This is a genomic window from Streptomyces sp. ALB3 (assembly GCF_044385685.1).
In the GTDB taxonomy this organism is placed as follows: domain Bacteria; phylum Actinomycetota; class Actinomycetes; order Streptomycetales; family Streptomycetaceae; genus Streptomyces.
This window is the reverse complement of the sequence record NZ_JBISCE010000032.1, coordinates 150,895-166,692: the sequence shown is the minus strand read 5'-3', so window position 1 is coordinate 166,692 and position 15,798 is coordinate 150,895. Positions and strand designations below refer to the sequence as shown.

Genomic DNA, 15,798 nt, shown 5'->3' with positions numbered 1-15,798 from the left:
GTCGGAGTCACCGACGGACCGGCTTTCGCGTGTCCGCCGCCCGGGTCAGGCCGCCGCAGGCAGATCCGGGCGCAACGGCCACGCCGGGTCCACCGCCTCCGCCGCGCCGTTCTTCTCGAACCAGGCCTGCAGCCCGCGCGCCTGAGCGGCGTGCCACACCGCCTGGAGCGAGTGCACCTCCGCCGGTGACAGGTGCTCCAGCCGGGCGGAGAACCGCCGCCCCACCGCCCGCACCAGCTCCAGGGAGGCCGCCGCGTCGGCCGCCGCGTCGTGCGCGCCGTCCAGGGGCACCCCGTACAGCTCGCACAGGTCCGTCAGCGTGCGACGGCCCTTGCGGTAGCGGTCCAGATGCTTGTCCAGCACCCGCGGATCCAGCACGCACAGCGGCTTGTCGCCCAGGTATCCGGCCAGTGACGACGCCCGGTGGCGCCTCAACTCCCGGTCCAGCAGTGTCAGGTCGAACGGCGCGTTCATCACGACCAGCGGCCGTCCCGTCGCGCACTGCTCGGCCAGCGCCCGTGCCATCTCCTCGACGACCGGCGAGGGCCACCGGCCGTTGCGCTGGAGATGGTCGTCGGTCAGACCGTGGATCTCGGTGGCGCCGGGCGGCACCGGGATCCCCGGATTGACCAGCCAGCGGGTGACGCGGAGCCGCCCGCCCGCCGCGTCCTGGACGACGAGGGCGGCCGAGACGATCCGGTCCTCCTCGACGTCCACGCCTGTTGTCTCGGTGTCAAAAGCCGCCAGCGGCCCCTCGAACCAATGCGTCATCCCCGAACTCCTCGCGCCTGCGCGGCAGATGACGGGATTCCTCTGCCCGGTTCGGTGATACCCGCACCGTATGCCTGGTACGCCGTTTACGGCCGGGCTCCTGCGGTGACAACACCATTGACGGGTACGGAAGTCGACCAGCCCGCCAGCGGAGACCGGGCAACCGGTCGGCACAGCCCGGAAGGCACGGAGCCATGGCGCTCGCGCAGCCGAACCCAGGGAGTCCCGCCCGTACCGAGGACCACGGGGGAAAGCCGCCGCAGCAGCGGAGCACACCACCGCTGCGCGGCACACTCGCCACCACCGCCTGCATGGAGACCCTCCAGGTGGGCTACCTCCACGCGGTGGCGGCCGCAGCGGGCTGCTCGCTCTCGCAGCCCTTTCCCGACAACGGCATCGACTGGCACGTCAGCCACGGTGCCCCCGGCCACACCGTCGACGACGAGGTGACCATCAAGGTGCAGCTCAAGTGCACCTACCAGATCCCACCGCACCCACCCGGCGCCGCGTTCTCCTTCACCCTCGACAACGCACATCTGGTGAAGCTCGCCCGCGATCCCGTGTCGGTGCACAAGATCCTCGTCGTGATGCTCGTGCCCCGCAGCCAGGACGACTGGCTGCGGGCCGGGCACGAGCGGCTGGACCTGCGGCACTGCTGTTACTGGACGAACCTGGCCGGCCATCCGGTGACGGGCAGGCACCGGACCACCGTGCGGATCCCGACCTCGCGGATCTTCGACGACCGCGCGCTCTGCGACATCATGGCCCGAGTCGGGGCGGGAGGGAGACCCTGATGCACCGGTCGACGGACGAACCCACCGGAGGGACGGTCCCGGCAGGCGGCCGGGCACAGTCCTGTGCCGACGGCCCCGGCCCCGGACAGACTCCTGATCCCGCACGCGTCGACCCCGCCGTTCTCACCGCCCTGCTGCGGCGGCACGGGTGGCACCGGCACGGCGGCGCCCGGGGCCGGTACAGCCGCTGGCTCCCGCCCGGCCCCGCCGCAGGCGGCACCAGCCTGCTGGTGCCGGACAGCACCGCCCACCCCGACGGCGAGGACCTGCTCGCCGAGGCCCTGACCGCGCTCACCCGCAGCGCCGCGCCCTCGGCCCGCGACATCCTGGTCGCCCTCACCGTGCCGAGCGACGAGATCCGCTGGTGGCGCGACGTCCCCGAGGGCGCCGCGGGGGCCGCCGACTGGACGGGCGCCGACCAGCTGCGCACGGCGGCCCGGCAGATACTCCTCGCCGGATCCCTCGCCGTGCGCGGCAGGGCGGGCCATCACGGCGCCCGGCGCAGGAGGAAGGCCAAGAGCGCCCTGGACGACACCCTGGTCGGGCCGGCGGCCGACGGCCGCAGCCTCACCGCCTTCGTCCCCGTCACCTCGGGACGGGCCGTCGCCGTCCAGCTGTACGCGGCGCTGCACGCCGCCAGGGAAGCCGTCGACTACCAGCGGGCCACCGGTGGGACGGACGCGTTCGACGCCGCGGTCGCCGCCGGGGTGAGCCGGGAACTGACCCGGGCGGTCGTCGACCTCGTCCGTGGGGCGGAAGGCGCCAGGATCACCCTCGCCTGGGCTCCCGCCGCCGGGACCCCCGAAGGCTGCCCCGCGAGCCCCGAGCCCGTCGAGTTCTCCCCCGGCGACCTGCCCGCCCTCCGCCTGGCCGGAGCGCGCTACTTGCGGGACGAGCCCGACGTGCCCGTACGGATCACCGGTGCCGTCGTGCGGCTGCGCCGTGCGGGGCCGCGCGGCCCCGGCATCGTGCGGCTGCGGGTGCTGGCGGGGGCGGAGGTCGCGCACGTACGGATCCAGCTCGACGAGGAGGCCTACCGGATCGCCGGTCACGCCCACCTGGTCGGCCTGCCGCTGCGGGTGGAGGGGAGGCTGGAGAACCGGGGCGGGTTCCGGCGGCTCGCCGGCGCCTCGCAGGTCGCGCCGGTCCAGGTGGACGAGGCGGAGAGGGACCGGCTCATGAAGGCGCTCCACGAGAACGTCGACTTCTTCGAGGAGGCCTGCGCGGGCGAGGACACGGGGGAGTAGGGGGCCGCGGTATCCCTTTCGCGTCGAGGCCCCCCGGCTCGGTACGATTCCTCTTGCGCGCGCAGAGGAAAGCGACGCACCCCCTCAGTCAGGAGAGACCGGTGTCAGACGTCCGTGTGATCATCCAACGCGATTCCGAGCGGGAAGAGCGCGTGGTGACGACGGGCACGACGGCCGCCGAGCTCTTCCCCGGGCAGCGCACCGTCGTGGCCGCGCGGGTCGAGGGCGAGCTGCGGGACCTCGCGTACGAGCTCCGGGACGGCGAGGTCGTCGAGCCCGTGGAGATCTCCTCCGAGGACGGCCTGAACATCCTGCGGCACTCCACCGCGCACGTCATGGCGCAGGCCGTGCAGGAGCTGTTCCCCGAGGCCAAGCTGGGCATCGGGCCCCCGGTCAAGGACGGCTTCTACTACGACTTCGACGTCGAGAGGCCGTTCACGCCCGAGGACCTCAAGGCCATCGAGAAGAAGATGCAGGAGATCCAGAAGCGGGGCCAGAAGTTCTCCCGCCGCGTCGTCACCGACGAGGCCGCCCGCGAGGAGCTCGCGGGCGAGCCGTACAAGCTGGAGCTCATCGGCATCAAGGGCTCGGCCTCCACGGATGACGGCGCGGACGTCGAGGTGGGCGGCGGCGAGCTGACCATCTACGACAACCTGGACGCCAAGACCGGCGACCTGTGCTGGAAGGACCTCTGCCGGGGCCCGCACCTGCCCACCACCCGCTTCATCCCCGCGTTCAAGCTGATGCGGAACGCGGCGGCGTACTGGCGCGGCAGCGAGAAGAACCCGATGCTCCAGCGCATCTACGGCACCGCCTGGCCCACCAAGGACGAGCTCAAGGCGCACCTGCTGTTCCTGGAGGAGGCCGCCAAGCGCGACCACCGCAAGCTCGGCAACGAGCTGGACCTCTTCTCCTTCCCCGACGAGATCGGCCCCGGCCTCGCGGTCTTCCACCCCAAGGGCGGCGTCATCCGCCGGGCCATGGAGGACTACTCGCGGCGCCGCCACGAGGAGGAGGGCTACGAGTTCGTCTACAGTCCCCACGCGACCAAGGGCAAGCTCTTCGAGAAGTCCGGCCACCTGGACTGGTACGCCGACGGCATGTACCCGCCCATGCAGCTCGACGACGGGGTGGACTACTACCTCAAGCCGATGAACTGCCCGATGCACAACCTGATCTTCGACGCGCGCGGCCGCTCCTACCGTGAACTGCCGCTGCGCCTCTTCGAGTTCGGCACGGTCTACCGGTACGAGAAGTCGGGTGTCGTGCACGGCCTGACCCGCTCGCGCGGCTTCACCCAGGACGACGCGCACATCTACTGCACCAAGGAGCAGATGGCGGAGGAGCTCGACAGGACGCTCACCTTCGTCCTGAACCTCCTCCGCGACTACGGCCTCACGGACTTCTACCTGGAGCTCTCCACCAAGGACCCGGAGAAGTTCGTCGGCAGCGACGAGGTCTGGGAGGAGGCCACCGAGACGCTGCGCCAGGTCGCCGAGAAGCAGGGTCTGCCCCTGGTCCCGGACCCGGGCGGCGCCGCGTTCTACGGGCCGAAGATCTCGGTGCAGTGCAAGGACGCCATCGGCCGCACCTGGCAGATGTCGACCGTGCAGCTCGACTTCAACCTGCCCGAGCGCTTCGACCTGGAGTACACCGGCCCGGACGGCACCAAGCAGCGACCGGTCATGATCCACCGCGCGCTGTTCGGCTCCATCGAGCGCTTCTTCGCCGTGCTGCTCGAGCACTACGCGGGCGCGTTCCCGGTCTGGCTGGCCCCGGTCCAGGCGGTCGGCATCCCGATCGGCGACACCCACATCCCGTACCTCCAGGAGTTCGCCGCCCAGGCCCGGAGGAAGGGGCTGCGCGTCGAGGTGGACGCCTCCTCCGACCGGATGCAGAAGAAGATCAGGAACCACCAGAAGGCCAAGGTCCCGTTCATGATCATCGTCGGGGACGAGGACATGAACGCGGGCACGGTGTCCTTCCGGTACCGCGACGGGTCGCAGGAGAACGGCATCGCCCGCGACGAGGCGATCGCCAAGCTCGCCGATGTGGTGGAGCGCCGCGTACAGGTGTGATCCTCGCCTGAGCGGAGGCCCCCGGGGAGCTAGGCGCTCCCCGGGGGCCTCTTCTCGTCCTCCCGGGCGAACACCTGGAGGAGCCACGACGAGAACGACCCCGTCACCGCCCCCAGCAGAGCCAGCCCGCACGCCATCAGGCCCGCCGCGACGAGGCGCCCGCCGAACGTCACCGGCACGGCGTCGCCGTACCCGACCGTCGTGAGCGTCGCGCACGCCCACCACACCGCGTCCCCGAACGTACGGATCGTGGTGCCCGGGGCGCCCCTCTCCTGGTGGTACACCGCGAGGGCCGCGGAGAAGCCGAGAAGGAGCGTCGTGAGTCCCGCATACGTCATGACCCGGGCGTAGAGGCTCATCCGGGGACGCGCCCGGCGCCTCTGGACCGCCGTGTAGATCCGGACCACGCACAGCGGGCGCAGCAGCGGCAGCAGGAGGACGACCGTGTCCAGCCAGTGGCTGCGGACGAAACGCCGGCCCTGGCCGCTGAGGCGGAGCCGTACGCCGTAGTCCACGGCGAAGAGCAGCCAGGTGGCGGCCACGAGAGCGAGGGCGACGTCACGCCATGGCTGGGCGCCGAGAGGGGCGAGCACGCGGACCGCGTAGCCGGCCAGGAAGACCAGCGACGCGGCGAAGAGGGGCACCTCGGTGCGTTGCTCCCATTCCTTCAGCCGGTCGGGGGCGGGGGCCGCGGGACGGTCGCTCATGGCGTCAGCATCGCGGTGCGCGGGCGGCGTCGGCCCCGGCGACACGCGCGGGGGGAGTGACGCAATATGCTGACCGGCATGACGAGTGAGCCGGAGCAGCAGATCGGAGTGGGGACGCCCGACGCGTTCCAGCGCCTGTGGACGCCCCACCGGATGGCCTACATCCAGGGTGAGAGCAAGCCGAGCGGCCCGGGAGCGGGGGACGGCTGCCCGTTCTGTGAGATTCCGTCCAAATCCGACGAGGACGGGCTGGTCATCGCGCGCGGCGAGAAGGTCTACGCGGTGCTCAATCTGTATCCGTACAACGGCGGGCACCTGATGGTCGTGCCCTACCGCCACGTGGCCGACTACACGGAGCTCGACGGCCCGGAGACCGCGGAGCTGGCCGACTTCACCAAGCGGGCCATGGTCGCGCTGCGGGCCGCCTCAGGGGCGCACGGCTTCAACATCGGGATGAACCAGGGTGCCGAGGCCGGCGCGGGTATCGCCGCGCACCTCCACCAGCACGTGGTACCGCGCTGGGGCGGGGACACCAACTTCATGCCGGTCGTCGGACACACGAAGGTGCTCCCGCAGCTGCTGGGAGACACCCGGACGATGCTGGCCGACGTGTGGCCGGCGGGACTGCCGTCCGCCTGACCTGACATCCTCCGCCCCGTGTGGTGCCTGCCCGGGCGGGTCCGGCCCCGGGCTGGCTCACGCGTCGTAGACGTCGGCCTTCCTGGGGGCGGGGTCCTGCACCAGTCCGCTGAGGATCATGGAGCGGTTGTCGAAGCGCTCGGTGTCGACGCCGTGTTCCTTCAGCACCCGCATCGTCGCGGAGTGGACGACACGCAGGACCGGGGTGGCCGTCCGCATGGCGTCGTCTGCCATGAAGCGGTGGCCCCACGGCTTGGCGGCCCAGGCGTGGCGCAGGCCGAAGGGCTCGGGCAGGACGATCTTCCCGCCCAGGTAGTCCAGCAGCGGCGGGTACCAGGTGAAGGGCGCGCGCAGGGAGAGCCGCACGACCTCGCTCGCCTTGACCAGGGGGAGCGTGATCTTCCGGGTCTCCCAGAACCTGACCGCCTTCTTGACCGTCTTGGTCGCGGCCTCCGGCTTGGTGAGGAAGAGCGAGTGGACGGGCCCCAGCGCGTGTCCGGTGACCTCGATCCGCAGCGTCTCGTGGAGCACGGTGACGGTGATCAGCATCGTGATGACCAGCTGGCCGTCCCAGAGGGTGAACTGGACGCCCAGGTAGTGCCGGTTGCCACTGCCGAACTGCTGGTGGTTGCAGATGCGCTGTATCTCGTGGGGCTTGATCTGGAAGGTGGCGACGTCCTCGCCCTCGGGACGCGAGACGGTGTCCGCGTTCTCGCCGACGGGCGAGACGATCCAGTGCTTGACGGACGGCGTGGGGAAGCCACCGGTGTTCAGCGGGCCGCGCTCCAGCATCTTCAGCTGGTCGTGGATGGCCCGTACGACGTCCCAGCTGCGGAACTGGTGGATCTCCCTGGTGGGGTCCTCCGGCTTGAGCTCCTCGGCGAGCTGCCAGCTGCCCCAGCGGGTACCCATGCCGAGGATTCCCTTGGGGCCCGCGTAGAAGACGGCGTTGGACTGCTGCTCGGCGGAGAGCTTCTCCAGGCCCTGGCGCAGCGCCTCACGGGCGGTCTCGCTGGGGTTCTTGGGTACCGCCTCGGGGATCTTCGCACTGACGCCGCCGCCGGAGAGGAGCCCCTCCCAGCGGGCGCGCAGGTCCTTGACGGAGGCCTCCGCGATCCTTTTGGCGAGCAGCCAGCCGATCAGGGGGGCGATGGCGGCGGCCCGCAGGTAGAGGCCGAGGAAACCGGTGAGCGGCATCGTGATCAGGAAGAAGGCGGCGGCGGCGCCGAGCGCGACGAGCAGGATTCCGCCCAGCGCCTGGAAGAGCTTGTCCTTGGACTTGTTGAGGAAGTCCCGCAGCCGGAAGGCCAGGACCCAGAGGACCAGGCCGGGCAGGAAGGCGAAGCCGAACACGGCGGTGACCAGGGTCAGCTTCGTGTCGCGCGCCTTGCGCAGCCGGGTCGCGGACAGGCAGTGCTCGACGACGGTCTGCGGGTCGGTGCCGAAGGACTGGATGAGGGCGTTGCGGCCACCGCCGAGCATGCGTTCCTGGACGGCCCTGGAGAACGCCTCGCCGAGATTCGGCTTGAAGTAGTCGGACTTGAACAGCGTGGACTCGCCCGGTTTCACCTCGGACTTGTGCCACTCGCTGTTGGCCTTGAGGATCTCCGTCACATCGCTGTCGCGGTACGCGGCGGAGGCGAGGGCGTTGGTCGCCACCGCCTGTCCGCCCGTTCCCTGGAGCGGGATCTGCGCTCCGGGAGAGAAATCGAATCCGTCGTTGGCCACTGTCGCCCCCACTCGCCCGCACGGCCTGCTCCTGCGGCTGTTCCCAACTACCGTACGTCGCACACCTTCTGAGCTGGGCCCACAGACTATCGTCCGGGCCGCGCGCCCGCCCGCCGACGAGGCCGACGGGCGGGCGTAAGGGGCCATATCCAGTCAACTAGCTCACCTTTGCGCCGCTTTGCTGCGGTTCGCGGAGGCGCTCGGCGAGTTGCCGGGGCATCGGTTCGTGCCGGGCGTACGCCCGGTCGAAACGGCCGGTCCCGTGCGTCAGGGAGCGGAGGTCGACGGTGTACCTGCCCATCTCGGCCTCCGGCACCTCGGCGCGTACGCGCGTGCGCTGCTCAGATGCCTGTTCGGTGCCGACGACCCGGCCGCGCCGGCCCGCGAGATCGCTCATGACGGCCCCCACGTAGTCGTCGGGAACCAGGACACCGACCTCCGCGACGGGTTCGAGGAGCTGGACGCGGGTCCCCGCCGCCGCCTCCCGCAGTGCCAGCGCGCCCGCGGTCTGGAAGGCGGCGTCGGAGGAGTCGACCGCGTGGGCCTTCCCGTCGAGCAGGGTGACGCGTACGTCGACGAGCGGGTGGCCGGACGCGACACCGCGTGCCGCCTGGGCACGGACGCCCTTCTCCACGGACGCGACGAACTGCCGCGGCACCGAGCCGCCGACCACCTTGTCGACGAACTCGATGCCCGCTCCCGGTGGCAGCGGCTCCACCTCGATCTCGCAGACGGCGTACTGGCCGTGGCCGCCGGACTGCTTGACGTGCCTGCCCCGCCCGACGGTCCGGGAGGCGAACGTCTCGCGCAGCGGCACCCGATGGGGTTCGGTGTCGACCTGGACGCCGTACCTGCTGCGCAGGCGTTCCAGCGCGACGTCCGTGTGCGCCTCGCCCATGCACCACAGCACGACTTGGTGGGTGTCCTGGTCGTGCTCCAGACGCATGGTGGGGTCCTCGGCGACCAGGCGTGCGAGGCCCTGCGAGAGCCGGTCCTCGTCGGCCTTGCCGTGGGCGCGGACCGCCAGCGGGAGCAGCGGGTCGGGCATGGCCCACGGCTTCATCAGCAGCGGGACGCCGTTAGCCGAGAGGGTGTCACCCGTCCTGGCCCCGCCGAGCTTGGAGACGCAGGCCAGGTCTCCGGCGACGCAGCTCTCCAGCGGGTGCTGCTGCCTTCCGAACGGCGCGGAGAGGGCTCCGACGCGCACATCGGCCTCGTGGAAGGACCCGGCACCGACCCCGGGGCGGTCGAGGCCGTGGCCGCACACGTGCACGGTGTCGTCCGGGCGCAGGGTGCCGGAGAAGACCCGGACGAGCGAGACCCGCCCCACGTAGGGGTCGGAGGTGGTCTTCACGACCTCGGCGACCAGCGGCGCCGCGGGATCACAGACCGGGGCGGGGCGCGGGGCGCCGCCCGGGGTGGTGACGACGGGCGGTGTGCGTTCCTCGGGGGAGGGGAAGCCCCGGGTGATCAGGTCGAGGAGCTCCACGGTGCCGACCCCCTGGCGGGCCCCCTCGGCGGCGGGTGCGGCGGTGAGGACGGGATGGAAGGAGCCGCGTGCGACGGCCCGTTCCAGATCCGCGACGAGGGTGGTGACGTCGGTCTCGCCACCACCGAGGTAGTGGTCCATCAGCGTCTCGTCCTCGCTCTCCGCGATGATCCCCTCGATCAGCCGGGCCCGGGCCTCCCGGAGGGGCCCGCGCCGGTCACCGTCCGCCGGCCCCTCCCGCCGCTCCCCCGAGGAGTAGTCGAGGACGCGCTGGGTGAGCAGCCCGGTGAGTCCGGTGAGCGGGGCGTGCCCGTCCGGCCCCTCGGGCCCCTGCACCGGCAGGTACAGGGGGAGCACCGCGTCCGGGTCGCCGTGCCCGAAGATCCGGCCGCAGACCCGGGTCATCTCCTCGAAGGACGTCCGCGCGGTGTCCAGGTGGGTGACGACGACGGCCCGAGGCATCCCGACCGCCGCGCACTCCTCCCAGACCGGACGGGCGGTGGCCGCCACCGCGTCCGCCTCCTGGGCGGCCGAGACGACGAAAAGGGCCGCGTCCGCCGCACGCAGACCGGCCCTGAGCTCCCCGACGAAGTCCGCGTAGCCGGGGGTGTCCAGGAGATTGACCTTGTGACCCTCCCATTCGACGGGAACCAGCGAGAGCTGCACGGAGCGTCGCCGGCGCTGTTCGATCTCGTCGTGGTCGGAGACGGTGGCGCCGTCCTCGACCCGGCCGGCCCGGTTCAGCGCCCCGGCCGTCAGCGCGAGCGCCTCGACCAGAGTGGTCTTGCCCGCGCCGCTGTGGCCGACCAGCACCACGTTCCGTACGGAAGCGGGCCGGTCGGCCGTCGCCGCCCTGCCGGCGGCTCCGGTGTGCGTGTGTGTCCTGTCAGCCATGACGCGTGCCTCCCGATCGGTGGCGCGGTGCCGCGAGAGCGGACGCACGGGCGGAGGGGAGCCGTCACGGCGGCTTCGGGGACGCCCGCGGTCATTCGAGCTTTTCACCGGTCCCGGACGCCGTCCATACGTCACGCACGGCGAAGCAGGGCTTCCGGGACGTCCGGCGGACGGGGTGCCCCGCCATTGCCCGGCACGGCTCGTGACTACGATGGGCCAGCCGGTGGCCGAAGGGGCCGCACGGCGCCCACCGAACCTCGGGAAGGCCATGCTGAACAAGTACGCGCGTGCATTTTTTACGCGTGTCCTCACACCGTTCGCCGCTCTGCTGCTCCGCCTCGGGGTCAGCCCCGACGCGGTCACTCTCGTCGGTACGGCCGGAGTGATGGCAGGTGCGCTGGTCTTCTTCCCGATGGGGGAGTTCTTCTGGGGCACGATCGTGATCACGGTCTTCGTCTTCTCGGACCTGGTCGACGGCAACATGGCCCGGCAGGCCGGGATCTCCAGCCGGTGGGGCGCGTTCCTGGACTCGACGCTCGACAGGGTGGCGGACGGGGCGATCTTCGCCGGGTTCGCGCTCTGGTACGCGGGCGGCGGCGACGACAACGTGCTGTGCGCCGTCGCGATCTTCTGCCTGGCCAGTGGCCAGGTGGTCTCGTACACGAAGGCGCGCGGTGAGTCGATCGGTCTGCCGGTCGCGGTGAACGGACTGGTGGAACGGGCCGAGCGGCTCGTCATCTCGCTCGTCGCGGCGGGCCTCGCGGGGCTGCACGGCTTCGGGGTGCCGGGAATCCAGATCCTCCTGCCGATCGCCCTGTGGATCGTCGCCGTGGGCAGCCTGGTGACGCTGATCCAGCGGGTGGTGACCGTGCGCAGGGAGTCGGCCGAGGCCGACGCCGCCGCGGGCGCCGTCCAGGGCGGGGCGGCCGGCCGGGGGAGCGGGGCCGCGCAGTGAGCGGTACCGGATCCGATCTGCGGGGACGTCTGACCGACGGGCTCTACGGCCTCGGCTGGGGCGCGGTCAAGAAGCTCCCCGAGCCGGCCGCCGCCGCGCTCTTCCGCACCCTGGCCGACCAGGTGTGGAAGCGGCGCGGGAAGTCCGTCCTGCGCCTGGAGTCCAACCTCGCCCGGGTGGTGCCCGACGCCGACGCCGCCCGCCTCGCCGCGCTGTCGAAGGCCGGCATGCGCTCGTACATGCGCTACTGGATGGAATCCTTCCGGCTGCCGACCTGGAGTCCGCAGCGGATCAGGGCCTCCATCAACGTCCGGGACGTCCACCGGGTCACCGAGGCGCTCGACGCGGGTCAGGGGGTCGTCATAGCACTGCCGCACCTGGGGAACTGGGACCTGGCGGGGGCATGGGTCACCACGGACCTGAAGGTGCCGTTCACGACGGTCGCCGAGCGGCTCAAGCCGGAGACGCTGTACGACCGGTTCGTGGCCTACCGGCAGGGCCTGGGCATGGAGGTCCTGCCGCACAACGGAGGGGCCGCGTTCGGGATCCTGGCCAGGCGGCTGCGGGCGGGCGGAATGGTCTGCCTCGTCGCCGACCGCGATCTGTCCGCCTCCGGCGTCGAGGTGGAGTTCTTCGGCGACACCGCGCGCATGCCCGCCGGTCCGGCTCTCCTGGCCCAGCAGACCGGTGCCCTGCTGCTGCCCGTCACCCTCTGGTACGACGGCACGCCCGTCATGCAGGCGCGGATCCATCCACCCGTCGCCGTCCCGGAGACAGGTACCCGTGCGGAGAAGACGTCCTCCATGACACAGGCGCTGGCCGATGCCTTCGCCACCGGGATCGCCGAGCATCCGGAGGACTGGCACATGCTGCAGCGGCTCTGGCTCTCCGATCTGGACCCCCAGGGGGAAGCTCCGTGAAGATCGGCATCGTGTGCCCGTACTCCTGGGACGTTCCGGGCGGCGTGCAGTTCCACATCCGCGACCTGGCCGAACACCTGATCCGCCTGGGCCACGACGTGTCGGTGCTCGCGCCGGCCGACGACGAGACCCCGCTGCCGCCGTACGTGGTGTCCGCGGGCCGGGCCGTGCCCGTCCCGTACAACGGCTCCGTCGCCCGGCTGAACTTCGGCTTCCTCTCCGCCGCGCGGGTCCGGCGCTGGCTGAACGACGGCACCTTCGACGTCATCCACATCCACGAGCCCACCTCGCCCTCTCTGGGCCTGCTCACCTGCTGGGCGGCCCAGGGGCCGATCGTGGCCACGTTCCACACGTCCAATCCCCGCTCCAGGGCCATGATCGCGGCGTACCCGATCCTCCAGCCGGCGCTGGAGAAGATCAGCGCGCGGATCGCGGTGAGCGAGTACGCGCGGCGGACCCTCGTCGAGCACCTCGGCGGGGACGCCGTGGTCATCCCCAACGGTGTCGACGTGGACTTCTTCGCCCGGGCCGAACCGAAGGCCGAGTGGCAGGACGGCACGCTCGGCTTCATAGGGCGCATCGACGAGCCCCGCAAGGGGCTGCCCGTCCTGATGAAGGCCCTCCCCGCGATCCTGGCCGCCCGTCCGGGGACCCGGCTGCTGGTCGCCGGGCGCGGGGACGAGGAGGAGGCGGTCGCCTCGCTGCCGGAGGACATGCGCTCGCGCGTCCAGTTCCTCGGCATGGTGAGCGACGAGGACAAGGCCAGGCTGCTGCGCAGCGTCGACGTCTACGTCGCGCCGAACACCGGCGGCGAGAGCTTCGGCATCATCCTGGTCGAGGCGTTGTCGGCGGGCGCCCCGGTTCTCGCCAGCGATCTGGACGCCTTCGCGCAGGTGCTCGACCAGGGAGCGGCGGGCGACCTGTTCGCCAACGAGGACGCGGACGCGCTGGCCACGGCCGCAATCCGGCTCCTGGGCGACCCGGAGCGGCGTGCGGGGCTGCGCGAGCGGGGCAGCGCGCATGTGCGCCGGTTCGACTGGTCGACCGTCGGCGCGGACATCCTCGGGGTGTACGAGACGGTCACCGAGGGGGCCGCCTCCGTGGACACCGACGAACGCACGGGGCTCCGCGCGCGCTTCGGCCTCGCCAGGGACTGAGCGGGGCCCGGCCGGTACGCCCGCGCCGGTACGCCGCCCGGTGAGCGGCCCGGGAGCGCACCGGCGGGCTCGGACCGCCGCCCCCGACGGTAGCCTTGCCGTCCGTGATCGAAATCCTCATCTGGACCGTCGTCGCCCTGGTCGCGATCGGCCTGTACCTCAGCTGGACCGCCGGGCGGCTCGACCGGCTCCACGCCCGCATCGACGCGGCGCGGGCCGCGCTGGACGCCCAGCTGCTGCGCCGCGCATCGGTCACCCAGGAACTGGCCACGGCCGGAGTCCTCGACCCCGCCGCGTCGATCGTGCTGTACGAGGCCGCGCACGCGGCACGGCAGGCCGAGGAGGACCAGCGCGAGGTCGCCGAGAGCGAGCTGAGCACCGCCCTGCGGGCCGTGTTCGGCGAGGTGGCCCAGGTCGAAGCGGTGAAGGAGGTCCCGGGCGGCGAGGACGCGGCCCGGGAACTGGCCGCCGCCGTACGCCGCGTACCGATGGCACGCCGCTTCCACAACGACGCGGTCCGCGCCGCCCGCGCGCTGCGCAGGCACCGGACGGTGCGGCTGTTCCGGCTCGCGGGTCACGCCCCGTTCCCGCTGGCGTTCGAGATGGACGACGAGCCCCCGGTCGCCCTGGCCGACCGGCCCGGCACCTGAGGGCGATGTCCACGGGCGCGGGGTGGACGTCACAGGTGTGAGGTGACGGAGCGGCCCGGCGCCCGTCGGTGGACGGCACGGGTGCGCGTGACGGACGGGCCCGGAGGCCCGGCGACGCCCGGAGCGGTCCACGGGGTGTGCATTGGCCCTTGCTGTGGACTGCTCCCGGAGCGTTTGCTCGGGGCTGCAGTATCCCGTGTCTTTCCACCCCAGTGAGGTCGATCCGTGTCCACGCTTCCCAGCACCCCGCAGTCCACCGAGACCCCGGCCACCGGCACCGCCCGAGTCAAGCGCGGCATGGCCGAGCAGCTCAAGGGCGGCGTGATCATGGACGTCGTCAACGCCGAGCAGGCGAAGATCGCCGAGGACGCGGGCGCCGTGGCCGTCATGGCCCTGGAGCGGGTACCGGCCGACATCCGCAAGGACGGCGGCGTGGCCCGGATGTCGGACCCCAACATGATCGAGGAGATCATCGAGGCCGTCTCCATCCCCGTCATGGCCAAGTCCCGTATCGGTCACTTCGTCGAGGCCCAGGTGCTCCAGTCCCTCGGCGTCGACTACATCGACGAGTCCGAGGTCCTCACCCCGGCCGACGAGGTCAACCACAGCGACAAGTTCGCCTTCACCACACCGTTCGTCTGCGGCGCCACCAACCTCGGTGAGGCCCTGCGCCGCATCGCCGAGGGTGCCGCGATGATCCGTTCGAAGGGTGAGGCGGGCACGGGCAACGTCGTCGAGGCGGTCCGGCACCTGCGCCAGATCAAGAACGAGATCGCCCGGCTGCGCGGCTACGACAACAACGAGCTGTACGCCGCCGCCAAGGAGCTCCGCGCCCCCTACGAGCTCGTCAAGGAGGTCTCCGAGCTCGGCCGGCTGCCCGTCGTCCTGTTCTCGGCCGGCGGCGTGGCCACCCCCGCGGACGCGGCTCTGATGCGGCAGCTCGGCGCCGAGGGCGTCTTCGTGGGCTCCGGCATCTTCAAGTCGGGCGACCCGGCCAAGCGCGCCGCCGCCATCGTGAAGGCCACCACCTTCTACGACGACCCGAAGATCATCGCGGATGCCTCGCGCAACCTCGGCGAGGCCATGGTCGGCATCAACTGCGACACGCTGCCCGAGGGCGAGCGCTACGCCAACCGCGGCTGGTAAGCACCGATGAACGACACCCCTGTCATCGGAGTCCTGGCGCTCCAGGGCGACGTGCGGGAACACCTCATCGCCCTGGCCTCGGCGGACGCCGTGGCCAGGCCGGTCAGGCGGCCCGAGGAACTCGCGGAGGTCGACGGGCTCGTCCTGCCCGGTGGCGAGTCCACCACGATGTCCAAGCTCGCCGCCCTCTTCGGCATGCTGGAACCGCTGCGCGCACGGGTGGCGGCCGGAATGCCCGTCTACGGCACCTGCGCCGGCATGATCCTGCTCGCCGACAAGATCCTCGACCCGCGCTCCGGCCAGGAGACGGTCGGCGGTATCGACATGATCGTGCGCCGTAACGCCTTCGGGCGGCAGAACGAGTCCTTCGAGGCGGCCGTCGAGGTGGCCGGGGTGCCCGGCGGACCCGTGGACGGCGTCTTCATCCGGGCCCCCTGGGTGGAGTCGGTCGGCGCCCGCGCGGAGGTCGTCGCAGTGCACGGCGGGCACATCGTGGCCGTACGCCAGGGAAACGCACTGGCCACCTCGTTCCACCCGGAACTGACGGGCGACCACCGTGTGCACGCGCTCTTCACCGACATGGTGCGCTCCGTGGGCTGATCCGACCCCGGTAGGATCTCTCG

The 15,798-nt window shown here is 71.7% G+C and carries 14 protein-coding genes; 10 read left to right on the top strand and 4 right to left on the bottom strand.

Annotation, left to right across the window (positions count from 1 at the left end; translation table 11 throughout):
- Positions 1 to 45 precede the first annotated feature (45 nt).
- A complete protein-coding gene (locus tag ACHFIV_RS20135) occupies positions 46 to 771 on the bottom strand; it encodes a 3'-5' exonuclease (RefSeq protein ID WP_398970755.1) in 726 nt (241 codons plus the stop codon).
- Between the two features lie 194 nt (positions 772 to 965).
- Between ACHFIV_RS20135 and ACHFIV_RS20130 the strand changes: the two genes are divergently transcribed.
- From ACHFIV_RS20130 to thrS, 3 genes are all read left to right on the top strand, one after another.
- The gene (locus ACHFIV_RS20130) at positions 966 to 1,565 is read left to right on the top strand and encodes a DUF4365 domain-containing protein (protein WP_398970752.1); all 600 of its coding nucleotides are present in this window, start codon (positions 966 to 968) and stop codon (positions 1,563 to 1,565) included.
- On the top strand, positions 1,565 to 2,812 hold the full coding sequence (locus ACHFIV_RS20125; RefSeq protein ID WP_398970749.1) for a hypothetical protein: 1,248 nt from the start codon (positions 1,565 to 1,567) through the stop codon (positions 2,810 to 2,812). The genes ACHFIV_RS20130 and ACHFIV_RS20125 overlap by 1 nt, the downstream gene beginning before the upstream one ends.
- A 101-nt stretch (positions 2,813 to 2,913) precedes the next feature.
- Positions 2,914 to 4,890, top strand: coding sequence for a threonine--tRNA ligase (thrS, locus tag ACHFIV_RS20120; protein ID WP_398970746.1), 1,977 nt, complete (start codon positions 2,914 to 2,916; stop codon positions 4,888 to 4,890).
- Between the two features lie 29 nt (positions 4,891 to 4,919).
- On the opposite strand, the gene ACHFIV_RS20115 is transcribed toward thrS, so the two are convergent.
- A complete protein-coding gene (locus tag ACHFIV_RS20115; RefSeq protein WP_398970744.1) occupies positions 4,920 to 5,597 on the bottom strand; it encodes a potassium channel family protein in 678 nt (225 codons plus the stop codon).
- Between the two features lie 66 nt (positions 5,598 to 5,663).
- On the opposite strand from ACHFIV_RS20115, the gene ACHFIV_RS20110 reads away from it, so the two are divergent.
- The gene (locus tag ACHFIV_RS20110) at positions 5,664 to 6,236 is read left to right on the top strand and encodes an HIT family protein (protein ID WP_398970741.1); all 573 of its coding nucleotides are present in this window, start codon (positions 5,664 to 5,666) and stop codon (positions 6,234 to 6,236) included.
- A 57-nt stretch (positions 6,237 to 6,293) separates the two neighbouring features.
- On the opposite strand, the gene ACHFIV_RS20105 is transcribed toward ACHFIV_RS20110, so the two are convergent.
- A complete protein-coding gene (locus tag ACHFIV_RS20105) occupies positions 6,294 to 7,964 on the bottom strand; it encodes a hypothetical protein (RefSeq protein WP_398970738.1) in 1,671 nt (556 codons plus the stop codon).
- A 157-nt stretch (positions 7,965 to 8,121) separates the two neighbouring features.
- On the bottom strand, positions 8,122 to 10,347 hold the full coding sequence (locus ACHFIV_RS20100) for an elongation factor G-like protein EF-G2 (protein ID WP_398970736.1): 2,226 nt from the start codon (positions 10,345 to 10,347) through the stop codon (positions 8,122 to 8,124).
- A 268-nt stretch (positions 10,348 to 10,615) separates the two neighbouring features.
- Here ACHFIV_RS20100 and pgsA point away from each other — a divergent pair, with 268 nt between their 5' ends.
- The 6 genes from pgsA (at position 10,616) to pdxT (ending at position 15,775) form a co-directional block, all read left to right on the top strand.
- Complete coding sequence (gene pgsA, locus ACHFIV_RS20095; protein ID WP_398970733.1) at positions 10,616 to 11,302, top strand: phosphatidylinositol phosphate synthase; 687 nt, start codon at positions 10,616 to 10,618, stop codon at positions 11,300 to 11,302.
- Positions 11,299 to 12,222, top strand: coding sequence for a phosphatidylinositol mannoside acyltransferase (locus ACHFIV_RS20090; protein ID WP_398970730.1), 924 nt, complete (start codon positions 11,299 to 11,301; stop codon positions 12,220 to 12,222). The genes pgsA and ACHFIV_RS20090 overlap by 4 nt, the downstream gene beginning before the upstream one ends.
- On the top strand, positions 12,219 to 13,379 hold the full coding sequence (locus ACHFIV_RS20085; protein ID WP_398970727.1) for a glycosyltransferase family 4 protein: 1,161 nt from the start codon (positions 12,219 to 12,221) through the stop codon (positions 13,377 to 13,379). The genes ACHFIV_RS20090 and ACHFIV_RS20085 overlap by 4 nt, the downstream gene beginning before the upstream one ends.
- 104 nt (positions 13,380 to 13,483) lie before the next feature.
- Positions 13,484 to 14,029: a hypothetical protein gene (locus ACHFIV_RS20080; RefSeq protein ID WP_398970724.1), complete on the top strand. Its 546-nt coding sequence runs from the start codon at positions 13,484 to 13,486 to the stop codon at positions 14,027 to 14,029.
- A 225-nt stretch (positions 14,030 to 14,254) separates the two neighbouring features.
- On the top strand, positions 14,255 to 15,175 hold the full coding sequence (gene pdxS, locus ACHFIV_RS20075) for a pyridoxal 5'-phosphate synthase lyase subunit PdxS (protein WP_033304361.1): 921 nt from the start codon (positions 14,255 to 14,257) through the stop codon (positions 15,173 to 15,175).
- A 6-nt stretch (positions 15,176 to 15,181) separates the two neighbouring features.
- A complete protein-coding gene (gene pdxT / locus ACHFIV_RS20070; protein WP_398970721.1) occupies positions 15,182 to 15,775 on the top strand; it encodes a pyridoxal 5'-phosphate synthase glutaminase subunit PdxT in 594 nt (197 codons plus the stop codon).
- Positions 15,776 to 15,798 lie beyond the last annotated feature (23 nt).